Annotated in this window: 22 protein-coding genes; 11 read left to right on the plus strand and 11 right to left on the minus strand. The window is 41.4% G+C overall.

What is annotated here, in order from left to right; translation table 11 throughout:
* The first annotated feature begins 348 nt into the window (after nucleotides 1-348).
* The 11 genes from IGJ01_RS16475 to IGJ01_RS16525 all read left to right on the plus strand — a co-directional run bounded on the left by IGJ01_RS16475 (nucleotide 349) and on the right by IGJ01_RS16525 (nucleotide 8920).
* Entirely contained in the window at nucleotides 349-732 is a 384-nt protein-coding gene (locus IGJ01_RS16475) for a hypothetical protein (protein ID WP_430601256.1), read from the plus strand.
* 9 nt (nucleotides 733-741) lie between these two features.
* Nucleotides 742-1155 carry an acetyl-CoA carboxylase biotin carboxyl carrier protein subunit gene (locus IGJ01_RS16480; protein ID WP_194188581.1) on the plus strand — a complete coding sequence of 138 codons (414 nt, stop codon included), beginning with the start codon at nucleotides 742-744 and terminating at the stop codon, nucleotides 1153-1155.
* A 23-nt stretch (nucleotides 1156-1178) separates the two neighbouring features.
* On the plus strand, nucleotides 1179-2294 hold the full coding sequence (locus IGJ01_RS16485; protein ID WP_005233072.1) for a sodium ion-translocating decarboxylase subunit beta: 1116 nt from the start codon (nucleotides 1179-1181) through the stop codon (nucleotides 2292-2294).
* Nucleotides 2295-2318: 24 nt separating this feature from the next.
* Nucleotides 2319-2444: an OadG-related small transporter subunit gene (locus IGJ01_RS16490; RefSeq protein ID WP_008381833.1), complete on the plus strand. Its 126-nt coding sequence runs from the start codon at nucleotides 2319-2321 to the stop codon at nucleotides 2442-2444.
* 12 nt (nucleotides 2445-2456) lie between these two features.
* On the plus strand, nucleotides 2457-3452 hold the full coding sequence (gene citC, locus IGJ01_RS16495; RefSeq protein WP_430601257.1) for a [citrate (pro-3S)-lyase] ligase: 996 nt from the start codon (nucleotides 2457-2459) through the stop codon (nucleotides 3450-3452).
* A gap of 12 nt (nucleotides 3453-3464) precedes the next feature.
* Nucleotides 3465-3773, plus strand: coding sequence for a citrate lyase acyl carrier protein (gene citD, locus IGJ01_RS16500; RefSeq protein WP_005230465.1), 309 nt, complete (start codon nucleotides 3465-3467; stop codon nucleotides 3771-3773).
* A complete protein-coding gene (gene citE / locus IGJ01_RS16505; protein ID WP_005233062.1) occupies nucleotides 3761-4648 on the plus strand; it encodes a citrate (pro-3S)-lyase subunit beta in 888 nt (295 codons plus the stop codon). The genes citD and citE overlap by 13 nt, the downstream gene beginning before the upstream one ends.
* Before the next feature lie 2 nt (nucleotides 4649-4650).
* Entirely contained in the window at nucleotides 4651-6183 is a 1533-nt protein-coding gene (citF, locus tag IGJ01_RS16510; protein ID WP_429968878.1) for a citrate lyase subunit alpha, read from the plus strand.
* A complete protein-coding gene (gene citX / locus IGJ01_RS16515) occupies nucleotides 6164-6718 on the plus strand; it encodes a citrate lyase holo-[acyl-carrier protein] synthase (RefSeq protein ID WP_430601629.1) in 555 nt (184 codons plus the stop codon). The genes citF and citX overlap by 20 nt, the downstream gene beginning before the upstream one ends.
* Nucleotides 6715-8106 (plus strand): oxaloacetate decarboxylase subunit alpha, encoded by a 1392-nt coding sequence (locus IGJ01_RS16520; RefSeq protein ID WP_429968183.1) that lies wholly within the window; start codon nucleotides 6715-6717, stop codon nucleotides 8104-8106. The genes citX and IGJ01_RS16520 overlap by 4 nt, the downstream gene beginning before the upstream one ends.
* Nucleotides 8107-8380: 274 nt before the next feature.
* On the plus strand, nucleotides 8381-8920 hold the full coding sequence (locus IGJ01_RS16525; protein ID WP_086316677.1) for a DUF1697 domain-containing protein: 540 nt from the start codon (nucleotides 8381-8383) through the stop codon (nucleotides 8918-8920).
* 78 nt (nucleotides 8921-8998) lie between these two features.
* Here the strand turns inward: IGJ01_RS16525 and IGJ01_RS16530 are convergent, their stop codons facing one another.
* From IGJ01_RS16530 to IGJ01_RS16580, 11 genes are all read right to left on the minus strand, one after another.
* Nucleotides 8999-9685, minus strand: a complete 687-nt coding sequence (locus tag IGJ01_RS16530; protein ID WP_429962042.1) for a YoaK family protein — start codon at nucleotides 9683-9685, stop codon at nucleotides 8999-9001.
* Between the two features lie 290 nt (nucleotides 9686-9975).
* Complete coding sequence (locus IGJ01_RS16535) at nucleotides 9976-11352, minus strand: MATE family efflux transporter (protein WP_430601258.1); 1377 nt, start codon at nucleotides 11350-11352, stop codon at nucleotides 9976-9978.
* A gap of 80 nt (nucleotides 11353-11432) precedes the next feature.
* Nucleotides 11433-11813 carry a MarR family winged helix-turn-helix transcriptional regulator gene (locus IGJ01_RS16540; RefSeq protein ID WP_016613715.1) on the minus strand — a complete coding sequence of 127 codons (381 nt, stop codon included), beginning with the start codon at nucleotides 11811-11813 and terminating at the stop codon, nucleotides 11433-11435.
* A gap of 411 nt (nucleotides 11814-12224) precedes the next feature.
* Complete coding sequence (locus IGJ01_RS16545; RefSeq protein WP_229045661.1) at nucleotides 12225-13064, minus strand: RsiV family protein; 840 nt, start codon at nucleotides 13062-13064, stop codon at nucleotides 12225-12227.
* Between the two features lie 33 nt (nucleotides 13065-13097).
* On the minus strand, nucleotides 13098-13616 hold the full coding sequence (locus tag IGJ01_RS16550; RefSeq protein WP_005233050.1) for an RNA polymerase sigma factor: 519 nt from the start codon (nucleotides 13614-13616) through the stop codon (nucleotides 13098-13100).
* Between the two features lie 36 nt (nucleotides 13617-13652).
* Nucleotides 13653-15050 (minus strand): polysaccharide deacetylase family protein, encoded by a 1398-nt coding sequence (locus tag IGJ01_RS16555; protein ID WP_430601259.1) that lies wholly within the window; start codon nucleotides 15048-15050, stop codon nucleotides 13653-13655.
* A 613-nt stretch (nucleotides 15051-15663) separates the two neighbouring features.
* A complete protein-coding gene (locus IGJ01_RS16560) occupies nucleotides 15664-18036 on the minus strand; it encodes a WxL domain-containing protein (RefSeq protein ID WP_008381816.1) in 2373 nt (790 codons plus the stop codon).
* Nucleotides 18037-18054: 18 nt separating this feature from the next.
* Nucleotides 18055-19110, minus strand: a complete 1056-nt coding sequence (locus IGJ01_RS16565) for a DUF916 and DUF3324 domain-containing protein (RefSeq protein WP_008381815.1) — start codon at nucleotides 19108-19110, stop codon at nucleotides 18055-18057.
* A gap of 85 nt (nucleotides 19111-19195) precedes the next feature.
* Entirely contained in the window at nucleotides 19196-19996 is an 801-nt protein-coding gene (locus IGJ01_RS16570; protein WP_008381814.1) for a WxL domain-containing protein, read from the minus strand.
* A gap of 18 nt (nucleotides 19997-20014) precedes the next feature.
* Nucleotides 20015-20314 carry an LPXTG cell wall anchor domain-containing protein gene (locus tag IGJ01_RS16575; RefSeq protein WP_008381812.1) on the minus strand — a complete coding sequence of 100 codons (300 nt, stop codon included), beginning with the start codon at nucleotides 20312-20314 and terminating at the stop codon, nucleotides 20015-20017.
* A gap of 341 nt (nucleotides 20315-20655) precedes the next feature.
* Nucleotides 20656-22131 (minus strand): helix-turn-helix domain-containing protein, encoded by a 1476-nt coding sequence (locus IGJ01_RS16580; protein WP_430601260.1) that lies wholly within the window; start codon nucleotides 22129-22131, stop codon nucleotides 20656-20658.
* Nucleotides 22132-22139 lie beyond the last annotated feature (8 nt).

The following is a 22139-nucleotide window of genomic DNA, read 5'->3' on the forward strand; positions in this document are numbered from 1 at the left end:
CATTTTAAAAAAATTACAGGCCCGTAATTTGTTAGCGACAAGCGTCACTAGTTTGTGAATATTTTTCTTTTCTTAATTGAAATAATGTTATTGAATGCTTTACACGTCTAAGAATAAACAATCAAGAAATAGAAAAAAAGACCCGTTTAAAAAAAGAACAGCAAAAAAACAATTTCTCTTTTCAAATCTTATTTTTCGTTTAAAAAGTTCTTAACAGAATATTAACGCAAGAAAAACCTTGATAAATCAACGTTTATATCGGTTTTTCACTCTTTTCTCAAAAAAGGAACACTGAAAAAACAATTTTGAGCTGAAATAATTCTCGCTGATTGAACAGGAGTTTCTATAATGAAAGAGAACGAATCATTGAGAAAGGAGAAGCCCATGAATCTTATTGAAAGATTGTTCAAAAAAACGCATGATGAACCAGATGCGCCTGTCAGTCCTCCTCTGAAGCCAAGGGAAATGATAGCGGATCCACCCGCATCTGTTTGGCAAGAAATGTCGAGCTATCAGCCGGCGCCAGCAGAAGATTATCCACTAGTCAGTCTGATAGCCGCCGCACTAGGGGCTGAATGTTACCCTGAAAGTCAGTTTGTCATCCGTAGAATTGAGAAACGCAATCCCGAATTTAAGCGAGTCGCCCTGATTGCCGCCAGTATTGCCGCAGGAGAGCTGCCTGATTCTCAGTTCACAATCAAAAAAATAGCCAAAAAAAATGAAAACAAGTGAGGGAAAAACATGTTACGTAAATTTAAAATAGCAATCGATGGGCAAGAATACCTTGTCGAAATGGAAGAAATCGGTGCGCCGCAACCTACCGCTCCTGCCCCAGCAGTGCCAACACCGGCTCCTGCAGCGGTACCTGCTCAACCAGAGGCAGTCAGCACACCAGAACCAGAAGTAGCACCACAGCCAGTGCCAGCTACGCTTCCTGCTGATGGCGAGCCGATTCATTCTCCGATGCCGGGAACGATTTTACGTCTCTTGGTCAATGTGGGGGATACTGTGCAAGAAAACCAGTCATTGATGATTTTAGAAGCCATGAAGATGGAAAATGAAATCGTGGCACCAAAAGCAGGAACCGTTGTTGCCATTGCAGTCAATGCGGGCGACATGGTCAACCCAGGAGAACTGCTGATTACGATCGGCTAATTTATTGAAAAGGAAGTGACGTAGTGGAAACGTTAATTGAAGGTGTAGTCGGGTTAGGATCGGAGCCGGGACGGATCGTTATGATGCTCATCGGTGGTCTATTGATGTATTTGGGGATCAAGAAAGAATATGAACCAACCTTGTTGGTCCCTATGGGATTGGGCACGTTGTTAGTGAACTTCCCGAACTCAGGTGTGTTAAGTGCTGGTGGAGAAGCTGGCCCGTTCCAAGTATTGTTTGATATGGGGATCTCAACTGAATTGTTCCCTTTGCTTTTGTTTATCGGGATTGGTGCGATGATCGACTTCGGTCCATTGCTGCAAAATCCATTTCTTTTATTGTTTGGTGCCGCTGCGCAATTCGGGATCTTCTTTACGATCATCGTTGCCGTGCTGCTTGGTTTTGATTTAAACGACGCAGCTTCCATCGGGATCATCGGTGCCGCTGACGGACCAACGTCGATTTTTGTCGCAAATACGCTGAACTCGAAATATATGGGTGCGATCATGGTAGCAGCTTACTCTTACATGGCGCTAGTACCGATCATTCAACCGGTAGCCATCAAAGCTGTGACGACCAAGCACGAACGAAAAATCCGCATGACGTATCGTGCCGGTGAAGTTTCGCAAACGGCAAAAATTTTGTTCCCGATCGTGATCTCGATCGTAGCAGGGTTGATTGCTCCTGTTTCATTGCCATTGGTCGGATTTTTGATGTTCGGAAATCTCTTGCGGGAATGTGGTGTCTTAGATCGTTTGTCCATCACCGCTCAAAACGAACTGGTGAATATCATCAGTATCCTCCTAGGTTTATCAATTTCTGTGAAAATGCAATATGAAGAATTTTTACAAGTCGATACATTGATGGTTATTGGTTTAGGGCTGGTTGCCTTCATTATGGACTCGGTCGGCGGCGTGTTGTTTGCGAAAGTGCTGAACTTGTTCCGTAAAGAAAAAATCAACCCAATGATCGGCGCAGCCGGAATCTCTGCGTTTCCAATGTCTAGCCGTGTCATCCAAAAAATGGCGACAGATGAAGATCCGCAAAACTTTATCTTGATGCATGCAGCCGGTGCCAACGTTTCAGGACAGATTGCTTCGGTCATCGCCGGTGGCTTACTGCTGGCACTGATTGCTTAGGTCACTAGAAAGGAGAGGAAAATTATGAGTCAAGATTTACTGACTTCATTTGAATTGTTGTTATTCGGTTGGGGCGGCGTCTTTGTCGTGATCCTGATCATCTACTTCGCATCCTTGCTTTTGTCGAAGCTCTTCCCAGTAAAAAAATAAAGAAGGCATTGTATGTATACCCTAAAAAGAATCTGGCTGCAAAAAGATCCGGAAGTCTTTTTGCAATGGCAAAAATTGATCACCCGTGCTGGCTTAGCCGTCGGTGAAGAAGTTGCCTATACCGTAGGCATTTTTGACCAGCAAACCTTGATTGCTACTGCTTCTTGCTATGCCAATATCATCAAGTATGTGGTGGTCTGTGAAAAAAAACGCTCCGAACAGCTGTTGACGCAATTGATTTCGCACCTTAGCGATCATATCAAAGACGAGGGCTATACTAAGTCCTTCGTCTATACAGCACCGAAAAATCGTCTGTTTTTTGAATCTCTCGGGTTTCGTGAAGTGCTCGCTGCGCAAGACATCTTGTTCATGGAACAAGGCGTTCCTTCTTATGAAAGCTATGCCCAACAACTGCAACGGCAACGAATCGGACAAAACAACGGCGCGATCGTAATGAACGCCAATCCTTTTACCAAGGGACATTTGTACTTAGTTGAAACAGCTGCGAGTCAAAAGGAGCAGGTTTATGTGTTCGTTTTGTCAGAAGACCGTTCACAATTTTCTGCCAGTGAACGGCTGCAGATGGTGACGGAGGGCTTGGCTCACCTGTCAAATGTAACGGTGCTGCCGACCAACAACTATCTCGTCTCTTCAGCGGTCTTTCCCAGTTATTTCTTAAAGGAGCAAGCACCTGAGGCGATTGCCAAAAAACAAGCCGCCTTTGATGCTACCCTCTTCAAAGAAAAAATTGCCCCGCTGTTGGCGATCACCACGCGTTTTGTAGGCTCAGAGCCTTACTCACCCGTGACCCAACTCTACAATGAGGCAATGGCTGCCGTTTTTTCTCCCGAGCTTGAACTGATCGTGATTGACCGTCTGAAGATCAACCAATCAACCGTTTCGGCTACAAAAGTTCGGAAAGCGATTGCAGAAAAAGATTTACCTTCCTTGCAGCAATTTTTGCCAGAAACAACGTTCTCATTTTTAATGCAGCATAACTATATTTAGAGGTGATAATAAGTGGAAATCAAAAAAAGTGCGGTTGCCGGCTCCGTTGAATCCAGTGATATCTTGATCGCGATCGAGCCCACCACAACCCAAACCATCGAGCTGACCCTCGATAGCAGTGTCGAAAAACAATTCGGCAAACAAATTCGCGCCGTCATCCTTGAGACGCTGAACCATCTAGGCGTGACACAGGCCAAAATCACTGCCACCGATAAAGGCGCATTGGACTGTACCATCAAAGCCCGAACTCTGACCGCCGTTCATCGGGCCGCCGAACAAGAACAGTATGCTTGGAAGGAGATCGACACATGGAACGTTTAAGAAGAACGATGATGTTTGTACCAGGAGCCAATGCTGCCATGCTACGGGATGCGCCATTGTATGGCGCCGATTCCGTTATGTTTGATTTAGAAGATGCGGTCTCCTTGAATGAAAAAGACTCTGCTCGGACCCTGGTGCATTTTGCCTTAAAAACCTTTGACTATTCTGCCATCGAAACCGTCGTGCGCATCAACGGCCTCGACACGGTGGGTGCCCTTGATATCGAAGCGATGGTCCTAGCGGGGGTCAACGTCATTCGACTACCGAAAACCGAAACCGCCCAAGATATCATTGACGTTGCCGCTGTGATCACACAAGTAGAAGAAGAAAACGATCTGCCTGTAGGAACCACCAAAATGATGGCTGCCATCGAGTCGGCCGAAGGCGTTTTAAATGCCCGAGACATCGCCACAGCTTCCGACCGCTTGATCGGGATCGCTTTAGGGGCAGAAGATTATGTCACCAATATGAAAACCCGTCGCTACCCAGATGGGCAAGAATTGTTGTTTGCCCGCAGTATGATTTTGCATGCAGCTAGAGCTGCAGGGATCGCCGCCATCGATACCGTCTTTTCTGATATCAATGACACCGATGGCTTTCTCGCTGAAACGACTCGCATCAAGCAGCTTGGTTTTGACGGAAAATCAGTGATCAATCCACGGCAGATTCCCCTAGTTAATGGGATCTATGCGCCTTCAAAAGCCGAGATCCAACAGGCCAAAGAAGTGATCTGGGCCATTCGTGAAGCCGAAAGCAAAGGTTCTGGTGTGATCTCCTTGAATGGCAAAATGGTCGATAAACCAATCGTTGAGCGAGCGGAACGCGTGATTGCCCTTGCCAAAGCAGCGAAATTGATTACCGAGGAGGAAGTGTAATTATGGTGTTAAACAAAGCAGGAAAAGACATCCCTGAATGCTATGCCAACCAATACGGGGTCTTTGAAAATGAAACGGCCAATATCCATGCCTACAAAGAAGCGAGTCGCAAGATCGAGCCAGTCCTGCCGGGCAAAAGCAAGGTCTTGGGCAGTATTCGTGAAGCCATTGAAAAAACAGGGTTAACGGACGGCATGACGATCTCCTTCCACCATCATTTTCGCGAAGGGGATTTTATCATGAATCTCGTTTTAGACGAGATCGCAAAAATGGGCATCAAGAATCTTGCGATTGCCCCTAGTTCCATCGCCAATGTCCATGAACCATTGATCGGACATATCAAATCTGGCGTCGTAACCAATATCACCTCCAGCGGTCTGCGGGACAAAGTCGGTGCCGCAATCTCCGAAGGCATTATGGATGCTCCAGTCATTATCCGTTCTCATGGCGGTCGGGCTCGTGCCATTGCCGCCGGCGATATCCACATCGATGTCGCCTTCTTAGGGGCCCCTAGCTCAGATGCGTATGGCAATACCAATGGCACCGTCGGAAAAGCAACCTGCGGCTCATTGGGCTATGCGATGGTCGATGCAAAATACGCCGACCAAGTCGTGATCATCACCGACACCCTGGTACCGTTTCCAAATACCCCAATCAGCATTCCCCAAACGGATGTCGATTATGTCGTGGAAGTCGACGCCATCGGTGATCCTGCAGGGATCGCAAAAGGTGCGACCCGCTTTACCAAAAATCCAAAAGAATTGCTGATCGCTGAGTATGCAGCCAAGGTCATCACGAGCTCGCCTTACTACCAACAAGGCTTCTCCTTCCAAACCGGAACAGGCGGTGCCGCATTAGCCGTTTCTCGTTTTTTACGCGAAGCAATGATCAAAGATGAGATCAAAGCCAGCTTTGCCCTCGGCGGCATTACCAATGCCATGGTGGAACTGTTAGAAGAAGGATTAGTGGAAAAACTGATCGATGTCCAAGACTTTGATCACCCTTCCGCACAATCGCTAGGGAAAAACGCCAATCATTACGAGATCGATGCCAATATGTATGCCTCACCATTAAGCAAAGGGGCGTTTATCAATCAATTGGATACCGCCATTCTTTCCGCACTGGAAGTCGACACGGATTTCAATATCAATGTCATCACCGGTTCTGACGGTGTGATCCGCGGTGCTTCTGGCGGCCACTCAGATACCAGTATGGCGTGCAAAATGAGCTTAGTGATCGCTCCTCTTGTGCGGGGACGGATCCCAACGATCGTCGATACCGTCAACACGATCGTCACTCCGGGCGCCAGTATTGATGTTATCGTTACGGAAATCGGGATCGCCATCAATCCTGCTCGCAAAGACTTGATCAGCCATTTTGAAGCATTGGATATTCCCCAATACACCATTGAAGAGCTAAAAGAAAAAGCCTACAGCATTGTCGGTCAACCCGAACCAATCAAGTACGGGGAAAAAACCGTCGCTTTGATCGAATACCGCGATGGCACGATCATTGATGTGGTCAAAAATGTCTGATGCCCTATTTTCAGGAACCCCTGTGACGCTAATCGACATGCTGCAGGCACGAGAAAATAGAAGCTCGCTTCAACGGGAGCTTCTCGCTGCGGATGAAAAAGCGGCATTGCTTGTTGCCACCATGAATATTCCCGGTCCCGTGAAAAATTCTGTCCCATTGACCGCCGTTTTTGAAGAACTCATTACGGAAATCGAAGAGGCCGTCAAGGAACTGATTCCACTGGCAAACCTCTACCGTAGTTTGGAAACCGGACCGGAATATTATCTCGTACTGCCCACAGATCCTTATGAACTAAAACGAATGATGGTTCAGATTGAGACCCATCATCCTTATGGTCGATTGGTGGATCTGGATGTCTTAGCCAAAAACCAAGACCAGCTTTTACCTATCAGCCGCACCGAAATCGGACTGCCGACAAGAAGCTGCTACGTCTGTGAACAAGATGCCAAAGTTTGTGGCCGTTCTAGAACTCATAGCGTAGCAGATATACAGCAGCAGATCCGTAAAATCATTCAGAAAAGAGTGAAAGAATGAAAAAAATCCAATTTACCGAAACCGTCTTGCGGGACGGCCAACAAAGTCTGATCGCCACGCGAATGCCTACCAGCGATATGCTGCCGATTTTAAAAACCATGGATCAAGCAGGCTATCATGCCTTGGAAATGTGGGGCGGCGCAACCTTCGATGCTTGTCTGCGTTTTTTAAATGAAGACCCATGGGAAAGATTGCGCGCAATCCGCAAAGAAGTGAAAAAGACCAAACTACAAATGCTCTTACGGGGACAAAATCTCTTAGGCTACAAAAACTATGCCGATGACGTCGTTGCTGACTTTGTGACCAAATCGGTTGAAAACGGCATCGACATTCTTCGTTTGTTTGATGCCTTAAATGATGTCCGCAATTTGGAAACCGCCATCCGTGCCACAAAAGCAGCCGGTGGACACTGTCAAACAGCAATCTCTTATACTACTAGCCAGATCCATACCGTGGACTATTTCGTTGACCTTGCCAACAAAATGGCAAACCTCGGCGCCGATTCCATCTGTATCAAAGATATGGCCGGCGTTTTGACACCGCAAACTGGCTACGAGCTGGTCAGCCGAATCAAAGATGCCGTCGATCTACCGCTAGAAGTCCATACCCATGCCACCAGCGGCATCGCTGAGATGACTTACTTAAAAGTTGCGGAAGCTGGCGCAGACATCATTGATACCGCCATCTCCTCCTTTGCTGGCGGCACCAGTCAGCCAGCAACCGAATCTGTGGCGATCGCCTTAGAAGATTGCGGCTTTGCTACAGGACTTGATCTGCAGAAAGTCGCTGAGATCGCGGAACACTTCAATCCCGTTCGTGATCGTTTCCGCGAAGAAGGACTACTGAACCCGAAAGTCAAAGATATCGAACCTAAAACCTTGATCTATCAAGTACCTGGTGGCATGTTGTCAAACCTACTCAGCCAATTGACGGAACAAGGATTGCAAGACAAGTATGAAGAAGTCCTAGCAGAAGTACCAAAAGTCAGAGCAGACTTGGGCTATCCGCCTCTAGTGACCCCATTGTCGCAAATGGTCGGTACCCAAGCCTTGATGAATGTGATTTCAGGAGAACGTTACAAACTTGTCCCAAGTGAGATCAAAGATTACGTCAAAGGACTTTACGGTCAATCGCCAGCACCCATCACCGACGAAATCAAAGAAACAATCATCGGAGATGCTGAAGTGATCACCGTCAGACCAGCTGATCTACTGGCACCACAACTGCCAGCCTTTCGGGAAGAAATCGCTGAGTATGCCAAAAGCGAAGAAGACGTGCTGATGTACGCCCTCTTCCCTCAACAAGCCCAAGACTTTTTAGGCCGACGAGAAGATCCCTTTTATGATGTCCCCGTACAGACCGTGTCTGTGAGGATTGCGGTGGATTAACAACGAAGCCAGAAACAGAGAAAACGACTGAAAGTGCCCCTCACAAATTCGCTTGCTTGAGCAGATTTGTGAGGGTTGTTATCATTTACAGGCTGTTTATTCGTTTTTACTAATTAGCAGCGCAAAAATACATGCGCCATAGCCACTCCACCAATAAGCTTGCATTCGTCGTTTCTCGCTCACGTATTTTGGGTAGCTGAGAAGCCAGGATTGTGCTTCCGCTCCATCCATTCTATAATCAGCTAAAAGAAGGGGTTTAAAGGAGGGGTTATCCATGCAACGATATATCGCTTTATTAAGAGGCATCAATGTCGGTGGAAAGAACAAAATTTCTATGAAAGAATTGAAAGCCGGTTTTGAAGAATTGGGGTTTAGCAATGTGGTCACTTATTTGAATAGCGGCAATGTGATTTTTTCCAGTGAAGAGGATGATCCACAAGCCCTTGCCGAAACGATTAAAGCAATGGTCAAACGCGACTTTTCCTTTGATATCGCTATTTATATCATTCGCCAATCAGAGCTGCAGGAACGCTTGACCCATATGCCCGACTGGTCAGGAACGGAAGATAAAACCATCTATGACAACCTGATCTTTTTGATGCCTTCGCTGACCTACGAGGAGTTATCTGAAAAACTCGGGGCTCCGAATGCCGAGCTTGAACAGGTTTTCCCTTACAAAGACGTCGTCTTCTGGTCTTACCTCCGCAAAGACTATCAAAAAACCAATTGGTGGAAAAAAACAGCCAGCACTAGCGTCGGCAAACAGATTACGATTCGAACCATCAATACCGTAAGGAAGATTGCGGAGCTGTGAGGACATTCTAAAAAATATTCCTGTTTCAGCTTATAAGAAAAACCGTCAGAAGGAGTCCCTCTGACGGTTTTTCTTTGACTATCGAATCGTCTTTTTCGCTTGATGGATTTCAATAAAAAGAGCAAGCAGAAACGTGAAGGTTACGATCCAAATTGAATATTTTTTTAAAACAAGACTGACAAAGGCTAGTAAACAAGCACCAATGACAAATGAGAGCACGACGATCGTATAGTTATGGGCATTGCGTTTTTGAAGCGACGTTTTATTCCGTGAGGTCAGATACAGATACCATTCATTTAGCATTTTCCGATAATTTCCTGAGGTCATCATGATCGTATAAGGATTTCCTTCGATTTGCGTTCCAGTAAACGTCAGCATCAGCAAGCCACTGCCAAAAGCAAGCAGACCAATTTTAAAAAGGTGCAAGTTTTGAGACAACAATGGAATGATCAAGCTCGATAAAATAACAGGTAGCATGGTGTAACTGCGCCAATAATGACTGAAATTGCTGCGCTTTAGAAGAATACCTAATAAAAATCCTACCGTAAACAAAATGATCGATACGATCTTAGGCAGCATTTGCTGCCAATTATATTGGGATAAATTCGAAGCCATCAAAATAATGTTCCCAGTTTGAGTAGCAACTAATCCATGAAAGTAATTATGAGAATAGACATCTAATGCCCCACCTGAAAAAGCCATTAAAATCGCAAACAGACGACTGTTATTCGAGACAGAGACAACTTTATAAATTTTTTTTTGCATAGTAGATTCCTCAATCGCTTGATAATTTTGCTAATAGCATTTGTTTTAGACGCTTTTCTTCTATTGATACATGAAAAAGATCGTTTATCCTTGAAATGGAGTTTTTTTCAATAGTAAGTATAACAGAATCAACATCTCCTCTTACTTTAACGAAAAGGAAATATATAGCAAGTAAAGAAGCCCAACGAAATTTGCTTCGTTGGGCTTTCCTTATAGGATGTTCGAAAAGAAACCTTTCGCTATCTTTTCAACCAGAAACCAATAGTTCAAACGTACCTGCTTCTTATATGCTACTGGTTTTGCATGGCGGGCAGATCATTCTTATTTAGTTTATTTAGATAAGGAATCATCATTAAGACACCCGCAACAAACGCGATACCTTCTGTAATCGTCATTGACCAAATCAATCCATCCAATCCATAGAAATGATGAAGCACTAAAACGATTGGAATAAAGAATGTTCCTTGAATCGTGGACATCACTCCGGTCTGAGCACCTAGTCCAGATGCCTGAAAGATGCCCGTGAATAAACCAGAGAAACCATTAAAGATCGAAGAAACCAACTGTGCCCCTAAAATCGTTAAGCCAACTTGGATCACACGAGGATCACTTGTAAATAACCCCAGCACAGGCACTCGCAACCAATACACAATCAATGCAAAAAGGATGGAGATCCCACCTATCCACAAAGATACTTCTTTCAGTGCTTCTTTCACTCGTTTCGTGTTATGGGCAGAGAAACTGTAGGCAAATAACGGTATGACGCCCAAAAATAGACCCATTGTTAAAAATTCCGGTAGTTGCGTGATTCGAACAGCGATACCAAAGCTAGCCACAACATTGTCCCCATATTCAGCAGAAAAATTGTTCAATAATAATGTGGTGACGATCATGAAAGCTGATTTAAACAGCTCGGATATTCCTATTTTGTAAACTTCTAGCTGATCTTTGATTGAAAGTTTCATGCTCTTTAAAAAGCCCTTCAATGTCTCACTTTTCGTTTCTAGGAACCAGACATAATACGTTGTTGAAGCGATATTCGCAATTACCAGTGATAGCCCTGCACCGATCACATGTAGGTTAAAGACGAGAATCAATAATGCATCAAGTAGGATACTCACTGCAACACTGACAAACATGCCATACATTGATTCTTTTGATGCCCCTTCTGAACGCACCAACTGTTCCAAAGCAAAATTTAAAATGAACGATGCTCCACCAACAAACAAAATCAGTGAATATTGTTTTGTATACAAAAATGTCTGACCACCTGCTCCTAGTAAATGAATAAACGGATCCATGAAAATTACTGCGACAATCCCTATGATCACACCGAGCAGGATGCTCGAGTAAAACGCATAGCCGGCAACTTTCTTGCCCTTTTGAGTGTCTCCATTTCCTAGTAGTCGTGTGATATAGCTTCCTCCACCAACACCTAGCATGTTCCCAACGGCCATCAACAAAATCGTAATGGGCATCGCCAAGGTAATCGCCGACATCATATTGGTATCATGGATCAATCCAATAAAATAAGCATTAATCAAATTATAGATCGTCGTGGTTGAAATACCAACCATCATCGGGATCGATAAATGGGCAATTGCCTTTCGCACCGGACTTTCGCTTAAGTAGTAAATATTGGATTCATTCATTGTGACTTCTTCCATGATGATTCCTCCTTTAATTAGATAGTTAACTGTTAGAAATCTAACTTTAAGGCAATAAGCAGTGATTGACTGCTTATTGCTCATAGACTTTGATCGATTTTTCTTAACAAACGAGTCAGTTCTTCGACTTCTTCTGCATTCAGTGCTTGGACCAGTTCTTTTTCTGCCGCATAAAAAGCTTCATTGGTTTGATCAATCAACGCTTTTCCTTTGGGCAAAACGTATATATTTTTTTGCCGCTCATTATTTTTTGGGATGCGGCGTTCGATATACCCTTTTTTTTCTAACCCTTGAAGCATACTTGTGATACTGGCATCACGACGTTGAAACACTTGGGCCAAATCCTTCTGAATCAAGCCTTTGTCTTCATTTTGTGCGATATACGCAATCATTCTTCCTTGCTGCTGACTGATATCCAGGTCTTTTATACGCAGTTCCATCGATTCCCGTGACTTATTCATAATGGAACGCATCAAATTCGAAACGATCAGTTCCTCCAAAACGACTCCCCCTTCGCCAAATGTTAGGTATCTAACTATTCGAAAAGAATATACACCGGTTAAAAAGGAAAGTCAATAAAAAGATTCGCTACCTAATAATTAGATCTCTAATTATTTTCAAATCCAATAATGGTAGTAAGGCTCAGGGAGTTCCACACTGTGGAAAAGTTACTCACAAAAGCAGACAACAAGGGACTTTTTATTGCCTTTGTAGTAACCGTGTATAAAAGAGACTCTGGGTTCATCGATTTTTTCCCCTCATGGTATCAAAGCCAATTAGAAAAGTAGGCTTTATTTTCCGCTCTTGCTAGCGAAAAAAAGAAAGCTTATCCAGAAATCATTTTCTGAATAAGCTTAAACTGATTTATCGATCTAATTAAAAAAATTTTCGTCAACTAAGATCGGCTTCAATACTGTAGTAGGTATTATGAACTCTTGTGTCCCCATGTATCCAGCCGAAACTTCATATTTATCAAACGAAATAACTAGTTCATGATTTTCATTAATATAAAAATTCGGATCATTCTCCAACCAATTTGTATCATTATAGTCTAAAACCCAATATTTGATATCGCTATTTACTCTCATCCGCTCTTTCATTTGGTGCTCAATTTCCTGAGCCAGCACCTCTAAATAGTTTTCCGTTTTAAATAACATCTTTAATGATAATAAGACCTCGTTCTTTTTATCGAATGTATCAAATCGATGTTCGACATTGGTGCTCCCCACTGTCTCTTCAAACGTACGGTCGATTACTAAAAATCGATTATCATTGACTTTCACATCATAGGTACCACTGACATACATTTGTTTTTCGTCCACCTTATTTATTACGTCTATATAACTTTGATATGCTCGTTGTCCTTCACGGAGATATTTTTCATTTAATTGCGAATACACTTGATTTTCTTCTGTTATCTTAGGCACATCAATAGTGATTTCTGCTTCCTCTTTACTGAACAGAAGCGTTTCCCCAGTTATAATTGATACCAAATCCCCCAAAATAGGTATTTCTGATGCAAAACCTCTAAAGGTAGTATTTTGAAGCATAATCAAAAAACTAAAAACCACCAAGATCACGCTTTCGACTCCTCTTCTAAGTACTTTTCGCTTCTTTTCTTCGTATACCTTTGCCTTTTCTATTTGAAAACGCGCAACTATTTCACGCTTTAATTGTTCCTGGTTTTCTCCATCAAACGTGTGCTGTTTCATTTCGCTCATTCTCCTTTTCATATCTTGTTTTTTCTAATTTAAAAGATGCTTAAATTGAACAAGAGAACGGTACATCTTCGTTTTCACCGTATTCTCATTTAAATTAAGTATTTGAGCAATTTCCTGCAAGGTAAATCCATCAAAATATTTTAAAATGATGATATCTCTTTCCGGACTAGGCGTTCTCTCTAGAATTTCCTTTAGTTCAAGAAATTCACTTTGATCGAAACGAAAATGACTTAGTTCTATAGTTTCTTCAAAGGCTAACCCAAATGGTCTTAGTCTCTTCACTCGCCATTGATCAATCGCGGTTCTTACTAAAATTTTATAGAACCATGCTTGAAAATTATCAATTTCTACTGTGTTTCTAAAGCTTTTTAACGCCTTTTGAAAGCTATCCTGCAGGACATCTAAAGCATCTTCATGATCATAAACATAACTGTAGGCAATTCGATACATTTGATCATATTTACCTTCTATCAGTTCTTCTAGTAGATGCTCATAATAGCGCACTTTTTTTGTTTGACTTCTATTCTTAAAAATAAAGATCACTCCTTCCACAACTCTCCAAGGGACTAGAAAAGACTGCTATTTAATTTCTCTTTGGTCAGCTAAACCAAAATACTGATTTAGTGGTTTTTGTCCATAAGAGAGCAATTCGCTTATAGTCACAAACTCATAGCCTCTTTTTCTTAGTTGACTTACCATTTCTGGAATGGATTCTACGGAACGTTCATGGATATCATGAATCAAAATGATTGATCCATTTTCTACAGTATCAATTACCTTATTTACAATCAAATCTTTATTTTTGACTTGCCAATCTTCAGAGTCTACATTCCATTGAATAATAGGCAATCCGATGGTTTTGGCAACGGCGCCGTTTACTGCTCCGTAAGGTGGTCGAAAGAGTTTTGGCAATACCCCTGTAGCATGAAATATTGCCTTATCAGTCTTCAGTACTTCTTCTTTGACTTTATCCAGAGTTACTTGAGTTAAGTCTGGGTGAGTGTATGAATGACTGCCAATTTCATGCCCCTCTCCCACTATTTTTTTCGCGACCTCTGGGTTCTTATCAACCATCTGACCTAAAACAAAAAAAGTCGCTTTTATCTTTTCTTTTTTTAACTCTCCTAGTAATTTTTTCGTAGACGTATCGTTAGGTCCATCATCAAAGGTGAGCGCGACATAGTTTCTTTTTTGGTCTAAGGATTTTTTTGGCAGATTATTATCAGAAACGATTGCTGGATCAATAAAAGGCAGAATTTTTTCAATGTCGACAGTCATCTTTGTCAACCCTAAGACCTCTTTATCAAAAGCGATTTGTATTGAGTGAGGGAGAATGGTTATCTTACTATCCTTGCTTAAAAAGTCATATGTTAACACTTGATCTAATTCTTCCTCATCAATTGTTGATTTTAATTTAGTTCGAGTACTAAGTAGTTGTTCTTGTACAACTCTGTTTATCGCAAGCAAGTCTGATTCATCGTTGACAATATCTTTTAATCGAGGCTCATTTCGATTTTTGGATAAGAGTATTTCAGATAGTTCTTTTATTTCACCTAAATATTTCAAAGACTTTGTTTTATCATCCCAAATATATTCCTTTGTTACTAATTGTCGATTAATAAGGGCATCATTCACCTTTTCCTCATTGACATAGGAAAGCACCATTGACCGAGAATCCTTCAATTGTTTCGAAGCAACCTGAGTTTGAGCTTCCAATTGTTTTATAATATTTTTATTTTCAGTCGCAGAATAGTACAGGTAATATTTATTGTATTGATTATCGCCACTCTTTGATTCTTCAATCTGAGTGATATCACGATCAAAAAATGCAGTTTTAATTGTTTTTTCGACTTGCGTTTCAAAATTTGTTTGTTCTTCTCCATACACTTGACTCATTAGGTACTTATACGTGACACCCACTACTAACGTAAGAATCAATGCACAGAATATAGCTATTAACAATAATTTTTTTCTCATAGTATTTCCTCTCTTTCGTTGTTCTATAGGTTATGACGAAAGAACAGGTCAATTAGTTTCATTTATTAGCAAGTTTTTATCAATCGTGAACTTTCTTAATCGTGATTCCTTTATCTCCATAATATTGCTGTCTAAATTCATTAGCGAAAAATAGTAACTTCCAAATTATTCGTTTTTTCCTATCTTTTCCTTTAAGGTTTAGCTTTAACACAGACCTTTACGTTTTCCCTTAACTATGTCATTAGACAGTAGCGTTAGTTCTTAATCTTAATACTTGCGGAAAACAAAAAAAGGCTTCAAAAAATTTTTTTGAAGCCTTTTTTAAGATAATTTTTATTTATACAAACTCTATGACACATTGAATACGATAGAATTCTTCTTTTCTACACTTAGATCATAACCACAGATTTCTTTGAAATATGTCTTGATTTGTTTGATATTTCCTTTAACTATTGGTGGCATGACGCTTAGTTTCTCTTTTAATTCTTTGTTCGTCATGGCTTGACTTTCTTTTGAATGAACCAGGATCATACACGAACTATTCATCTTTTTTCGAACCAATCTAGCCGTCTTATTAATAAATGGCAGAAAAAGGAAAAAAGAAATTTCTCTTTTAATTGTCAGGAATAGCATTCAATTCCCATATCAGGGTTGTGGAATAGCTTGTGGCTTCAGGATTTGAACCTTTCGGTACGTTGAGCGTAACACTTTCCCTTGCTGTATGCTCATCTCCAAAACGATAGATCCATGTGCCTGTTCCTTCAGTATCTTCTGCACGAATCAGTGCTCGCTTGTTTCCTGGTACCAACGTTAACGGGTTGGCTGTCTGTAAAGAAGGGGTATCGCCACCTTGAGCGGTCACTAATTGTTGATTTGAGAAAGTAATACTCGCACCTGTAAGCTGTTGATTTTTTAATCCTTCAAATTGTTTCGTCTGGGTAACCGATAGCTGCCAGCCATTACGCTCAGTAGCTGATCGACGATCGCTGATCTGAACATAGTTAGGACGCTCTTCCATCTCATTTACAGTTCCGTCTTCATTCAATAAACGTTGTGGTTGCGCGTAATAGGTTTGGTCATGAACTGAGATAGGTTGCGAGCCAAAGTTAAAGGAGGAAATGAAGTCAATACTCAGAAGCCCTTGATTTTCTGGCAGCTCTGGTTTATTTTCTGGGCTCACTTCTATTTCAGGATCCAATGGATCTACTGGTGGCATGGAGCCTTGTAAGATATAAACGAGCCAATAATTTTGTTGCTCTCGAGTAAATACCGTATTCAATAATTGATTGTCTCTTTCAAATAAAAACTTGTAGTTTTCTATTTCTTTAATCGTTACTTCTAGCTCCTCATTCACATAACCAATGATTGTATCAGATGGCGAAATAACTGTCCCGGCATCATCAATGTAATGAATTGTCACCTCGGACTCAGCACGATTAAAAAAGTAAGTAACATTCCGACGCTCAGCCTCTGGTTTTATCGTATTGTTTGTTTCATCGAAATAAAGTGCATCTGTCTCAACATGACTATAGTCATAACCAAGAAGGTACGGTTCATCATCAATCCCTGAATTTGGATTAAGAACTGCCTCTGATTTAAAAGGAATTTCTAACAATTGACTAGGTATTATTTCTTCATTTGTAGCTGCATCACGATAACTGACTTCAACTTCTCCTGTCCCTATTACATAGTCCATCTGTTCAAATATAAAGCTATGAACATTGTTTCTTGCACCTGTACTTCCTGAGATTAAAAAAGATAATGCAGTAGTATCGATTCCTTGCCAATCGGATATATCTCGTTCCCAGGTTTCTCCTTTATAGTTAATACGGAAAATATTTGCTTCTTCACTTGGCAGATACTCAATGACTATATCATCGTAAGCGCCATTCAATGTCCCTGTTCGCTTTGCTGGAGCATCGCTTCCCATATAAGTAGTCAATAAACCATTCGTCTCATGATAAACGTATCCAGCAAAAGGAGCCCCACCTAAAGCAGCAGGATCTCTAGCTGCACCCGCTCCCTGAGTTGTATTAAAATTTGAATCCAATTTGAATCCAAAGCCTCCTGTTAGGCCAGCAATCCCCATACCGTTTCCACTATTTCCAACAGCAGAATTTTCAGATCTATGGAAACCAAAAGCCATACCATCTGCACCATTCGTATTAGAACCAATATTTGCCTTCCCTGTCAAAACAAATGGATAATTCACACTTAATTTTTCCTTCAATGTAACATTTCCAACTTGATTATTACTAGCTGTAGTTAAGGTTACTTCCCCTGTTTCTGAATCATACGTTGCAGAACCCTGTAAGTCAAAATGCTGCAAAAAATTATCTTTTGTGACGGTAGCATTTGAACTGTATTCATTATCTAAACTTTGTGATGGCTGCTCCTTCATTTGATTCTCTTCTACTGCATTCTCTTTCGCTTCCAGATCCGCTTGTACTGTTTGAGCATCATCAGAAGCTTCTATTCCTTCAGTAGGGTTCTCCACAATACTATCTTCTTGTTCACTGATTTCAAGATAAGCCGTTGCTCCTCCCACAGACAGTTCATAGCGTCCCGCCTGTTCAAATACTAAAGGAAGAACAAATGTATTTTGCGCCCGTTTTGACTGAACCAGCCATTCCTGAGACTGCTCTATCTGTTCGACTGATCCCCCTGCCGGTAACTGCTCGTTGATAAGCGTTGCTTCTTCAGGTAAAAATACTCGTGCCTCTGACACTTCTTGATCAGAAAAGAAGGTTACTTGTATGGTTTCTTCTACCGTGCCTTGCATCCGCGCCTGAGTAAAGAAAAAGCGCGCATCACTAGCCTGTTCTTCTTTTAGAAGGTTTTTCATGGATGGGTGTTCTACCTGTTTTTGTTCCTCAGTGTCCATCGTTGTCTCAGCGTAGACCATGCCAATCGATAGAATCAATGCTTGCATCATTAGAATAGACGCCCCTAATAGAAGCAGCGGTCTTCTTAATCTCGTGGTCATTCCATTCACTCCTTTTTACTACTCTTGTTCGCTTCGGTTTGCTTTCTTTTTTTGAATAAGTAGATAAAGAATGACCCCCAGTAAAAGAACAAGTAAAATGATTGCGCCAATCATCCACCAATTCATACTTGAATCAATGGTCACATCTGCTTGATTCAATGCCCTGGCTTCATCTGCTTTAATTGTGAAGGGTCTCTCCCATACCCACTCATCTTCACCAGATATTGCTCTTAATTTCAATACATAGTCGCCACTTTGAAAGCGATCGCCTTCTAACGAGATTGGAAAATCAAAATTAGAATTAGGCGCCATTTGCATCATTTCTTCACTCGCTTCATAAAGAACCTCGTTTTCTCCTGCTCGTTGTACTGTCGCTTCCACCGCCATTCGATTGACAAAGGTAGGCGTGAAGTTTTGGATCGTTGCACTAATAACATTCCGATAATTCAACTGATCTGCAAAAACAGCTAATAAATCGAGATCCGGTTGAACTGAATCCCGAGAATTGCTGACAACAATCCCAATCACATAGGCAAATTCATTTTTGATCGCTACGCCTTCTTCATTGATTGCCGTTTCTTCTTGCTTCTCTTTGACTTCCGAAATCCGTAGACCTCCCGCTAAAAATCCCTCAAACGATTCTTCTGGCATATGTAAAGGAACACTAATTGTTTGGGTTTCATTTCCTGCCAGTTCAATGACGCCAGATGAGTCAATCAATTCGTCCAATGAATAAGTAAGGCTACTATCTGGTTCTTGGGCATCTTTTCCGTACTCAACGACTCCATGAACATTGGTATACGCTGTATGAGGGGTTACTTGCACTTGAATTGGGTCACTACTAACATTTTGCAGTTTCAATGCTAAGGTTTCTGTTGCTCCAGCTGCTAGATTCAAATCGAAATAACTATTTGATCCTTCTACCTGGCTTTCAGGAAATTCAGGCGTGACATAAAATGTCAGTGTTTCCTCCGCTTGAGCTACTGATGGAAAAATTCCAAAAAGAAGAAAAAGAAGCGTAAGTCCCCACCAAGAGGCTCTTTGAGAACGATGAGCTAAAGTTGTTTGTTTCAAGGTTACGTCTCCTTTCTTAGAAAAACAGCGTCACAATTTTACTGTGACGCTGCCGAGAGTTTCAAAACAAATGGTTACAAGGCTTTTATAGTTCGTCTCCAGGTGTTAAGTTTAATTCCCAAGTTAGCGTTGACGTATACGTTGTCGCATCTTTGGCTGTTGAACCTGGAATCGACAATTGTATTGCGTTGTTTTCTACAACGTCTGTCTCAGGATTAAAGCCCTCTGCTTCAAATTGGGCAGTCAAGTCTGCTTGGTCTCCCCAGATAACTGAAGAAGCTCCTGCACCTTGTCCTTGTGCCGCAGTCATCACTGAACGCGCTGCACCATTAGGAAGTAATGTTAGTCCAGCCTGGTGCACTGTAGGTTCGTTATCAGTATTGCTACCTTCATAATTTAACTGAGCATTAGCAAAGGTGATTTGCGCTCCCGTTAGAATTTTATTTTGTGCTTCTGGAGCTTCAAAATCACTTAAGCTCACTTTTAGATCCCATCCAGCATTGGTTCCACGAACGTCTTGTACTTGAGCAAAACTAATATATGGAACGTCAGTAGGCCCACCTTCTTCTGGATTAGCGAGTTCAGCAGTCTCTGCAACCATATTATATGTTTGATCTTGGTTGGAGATGACCTGAGTACCAAAGTTCATTGTAGGTGCCTGTACGATAGACAATGGACCTGTAACTGGATCGATAATCGGTGGAATAATCACATCCGGATCAGGTACAGGAGGGATGACTTCCAGATCACCGTCTTCATCCGCTGTAAACTGGATTTGACCTTCGGTTGTTACTTCTCTCATTTCATCGGCAAAAACAGAAGCTGCTCCTCCTGCTAAAATAGTAGTTGATAGTGCGGCAATTGTTGCTAAACGAATAAATTTCATTTGATTATTCCTGCTTTCTTATTGTTTTAGATTTTTATTATGATTTCTTTTTTGTTTCCATAAGAGGAAGACGAAACTGATTAGAAAAACGCCTAGCCAAGCGTGCCATGAATATCCTATTTCGTTTGTTTGTGGCAACGTACCATCTGGTTTGGCCACTTCGGTAATTGGTGGTCTGACAATAGTTTCGGGCGGCGCTGGATCAGGTGTACCAATGGGTTCATAGACACCAGTAAATCCAATGGTCCCATTTGTTTCAACTTGCTGGACTTCTGCAGCGTTTACCAACGGTAATGATAAAACTGAGAGTATTCCCATAAATATTATCCACCTTTTTGTTTTCTCAATCATGATCCTCCCCTTTGTTGTATCTCAAAATTCTTCGTTTTTGGGTTGACGACAAAAAAAGACATTCGATCGGATCGAATGTCTTGGAAAAGTTATTAGATTAGGTTTTCTATTTTAGAGAATACATAACAAATATCTATTCTAAAAAACGAAGGTTTTTGATACTTTTATTTGTAAGTTTGTATGCATACCTTTTCCTTACATGATTAAGGTTACCTGATTTTTTGGTCAAATTGGAATCAATATTTTCATATACGGATGAAATAAATGAAAAAAAACACTCGTTAATACTTTTAACGAGTGTACGGAGATTAGAGAAATGGTTTTCGATACGGATCAATTTTTCTTTCCAGATTCCGCCAGTCATGCTCATCTGGGACAGCTTTCAATAACAAGTAATCTGTTTCAATAATATAGTCTAAGAGGTACCGATTATAGTTTGTGACAATCAAATCAATATGATTGGCATTTAATATTTCTTGTGTCAGATGTTGCAATGGCAAAAAGGTCAACGTGTGCTTTGTACCAAACTGTTGCATTGCACGAGTTCGAATCTGTTGGCAGATGAAGTGATCACCTTCTAGAAGAAAATAAATTCTTTTTGTCGGTGAATAAAAATCAAAAATCAAATCACTGTAGATCGTTAAACTCACACAAATATCTTCAAGATATGGCGCAGCCAAAAAGTCTTTTCTTTGATGCTTCTTTAAAAATCGTAAATTCCGTTGATAGTTTTCATTGTCAGAACGCATGAGAGATTCTTTGATGTCCTGTGCCTCTTTGTTCAATGCAGGAGCTAACGCATAGTTCACTTTTCTAGACAAAAAGAAGGATTGCAAGAAAATTTTTATCTTGGCATAGCTCTCATTTGTGAGCTCAAACTCTTGTAAGTAAGCCTCCGTAAGTTTGGCAATTTCTGATCCTTGATGAAACTGCTGGTAGAACTTTTCCTCCGATGCTTCTCGATCTAAGGTACGTTTACAAATAGTAACTAAATAAATCCATGCAAATTCTTCCTTCGCTAGTTCTACGCCGTAAAGCTTGTTGATTCCGTCTTTTAAAGAATACAGGAGGGAGAAGCTATTTCCTTTGTAGGCTAATTCAATCAAGTATTTCGGGACTGTTATCGGAAAACCAAGGCTCGCCCGTTTGATTGCAATAAAAAAAGTATAGTAAAAAGCAGCTGGTGTTGTTCCAGAGCCAATATCATATTGTCCTAGTTTGTTGTTTAACTGGGTTAAGACCAACTCATGCAATGCGGGGTCGGGAACAAGGGTATGGGCAGTATCAATCCCTTCGTAATAAAAGTCTTTGAAGAATTTCCGTAAATCCGCTTCGCTCCCTTCAATTGTCAATGGATTCGACACCCATTTTAACCGATAACTGCTCAATATTTTGTTCGATTGACCCAACAACCGTCGAAACGTGCTCTCAGAAAAATGATAATGATGGGCCAACTCGTCAATATCCATCAATTCCCCTTGAAAAATATGACCGATGATTTCAAATAAGCACTCATTTTCTAGCAAATCTTGTTTCTTTTCTTGGTACACGGAAGGTTTTTTCTCTTCAAAAAGAAAGCCACTATTCCCCGAAATTAGGGTGATACAATCACCAAAATAGTCTTTCACATACTTGAGATCATTTGCAATTGTGCGTTGTGTGACTTGCATCTTTTCTGCCATTTCACCAATTGTAAATAAACGATCTCGTTCCATCACACTCAAAACTCGAAATAAGCGCTTAGTTGTGCGATTACTGATAAATGCTAACTGTAAGTCTCTCATATTCTCCG

Origin of the sequence: Enterococcus sp. AZ089 (assembly GCF_050547225.1) — a bacterium.
In the GTDB taxonomy this organism is placed as follows: domain Bacteria; phylum Bacillota; class Bacilli; order Lactobacillales; family Enterococcaceae; genus Enterococcus_D; species Enterococcus_D entomosocium.

What these genes read in the sequence shown, in the direction of transcription:
- IGJ01_RS16475 (WP_430601256.1), top strand. Translation starts at nt 349, where the DNA reads ATGAAAGAGAACGAATCATTGAGAAAGGAGAAGCCCATGAATCTTATT.
- IGJ01_RS16480 (WP_194188581.1), top strand. Translation starts at nt 742, where the DNA reads ATGTTACGTAAATTTAAAATAGCAATCGATGGGCAAGAATACCTTGTC.
- IGJ01_RS16490 (WP_008381833.1), top strand. Translation starts at nt 2,319, where the DNA reads ATGAGTCAAGATTTACTGACTTCATTTGAATTGTTGTTATTCGGTTGG.
- citC (WP_430601257.1), top strand. Translation starts at nt 2,457, where the DNA reads ATGTATACCCTAAAAAGAATCTGGCTGCAAAAAGATCCGGAAGTCTTT.
- citE (WP_005233062.1), top strand. Translation starts at nt 3,761, where the DNA reads ATGGAACGTTTAAGAAGAACGATGATGTTTGTACCAGGAGCCAATGCT.
- citF (WP_429968878.1), top strand. Translation starts at nt 4,651, where the DNA reads ATGGTGTTAAACAAAGCAGGAAAAGACATCCCTGAATGCTATGCCAAC.
- citX (WP_430601629.1), top strand. Translation starts at nt 6,164, where the DNA reads ATGTGGTCAAAAATGTCTGATGCCCTATTTTCAGGAACCCCTGTGACG.
- IGJ01_RS16520 (WP_429968183.1), top strand. Translation starts at nt 6,715, where the DNA reads ATGAAAAAAATCCAATTTACCGAAACCGTCTTGCGGGACGGCCAACAA.
- IGJ01_RS16525 (WP_086316677.1), top strand. Translation starts at nt 8,381, where the DNA reads ATGCAACGATATATCGCTTTATTAAGAGGCATCAATGTCGGTGGAAAG.
- IGJ01_RS16530 (WP_429962042.1), bottom strand. Translation starts at nt 9,685, where the DNA reads ATGCAAAAAAAAATTTATAAAGTTGTCTCTGTCTCGAATAACAGTCGT.
- IGJ01_RS16535 (WP_430601258.1), bottom strand. Translation starts at nt 11,352, where the DNA reads ATGGAAGAAGTCACAATGAATGAATCCAATATTTACTACTTAAGCGAA.
- IGJ01_RS16540 (WP_016613715.1), bottom strand. Translation starts at nt 11,813, where the DNA reads ATGAATAAGTCACGGGAATCGATGGAACTGCGTATAAAAGACCTGGAT.
- IGJ01_RS16545 (WP_229045661.1), bottom strand. Translation starts at nt 13,064, where the DNA reads ATGAAACAGCACACGTTTGATGGAGAAAACCAGGAACAATTAAAGCGT.
- IGJ01_RS16555 (WP_430601259.1), bottom strand. Translation starts at nt 15,050, where the DNA reads ATGAGAAAAAAATTATTGTTAATAGCTATATTCTGTGCATTGATTCTT.
- IGJ01_RS16560 (WP_008381816.1), bottom strand. Translation starts at nt 18,036, where the DNA reads ATGACCACGAGATTAAGAAGACCGCTGCTTCTATTAGGGGCGTCTATT.
- IGJ01_RS16570 (WP_008381814.1), bottom strand. Translation starts at nt 19,996, where the DNA reads ATGAAATTTATTCGTTTAGCAACAATTGCCGCACTATCAACTACTATT.
- IGJ01_RS16575 (WP_008381812.1), bottom strand. Translation starts at nt 20,314, where the DNA reads ATGGGAATACTCTCAGTTTTATCATTACCGTTGGTAAACGCTGCAGAA.
- IGJ01_RS16580 (WP_430601260.1), bottom strand. Translation starts at nt 22,131, where the DNA reads ATGAGAGACTTACAGTTAGCATTTATCAGTAATCGCACAACTAAGCGC.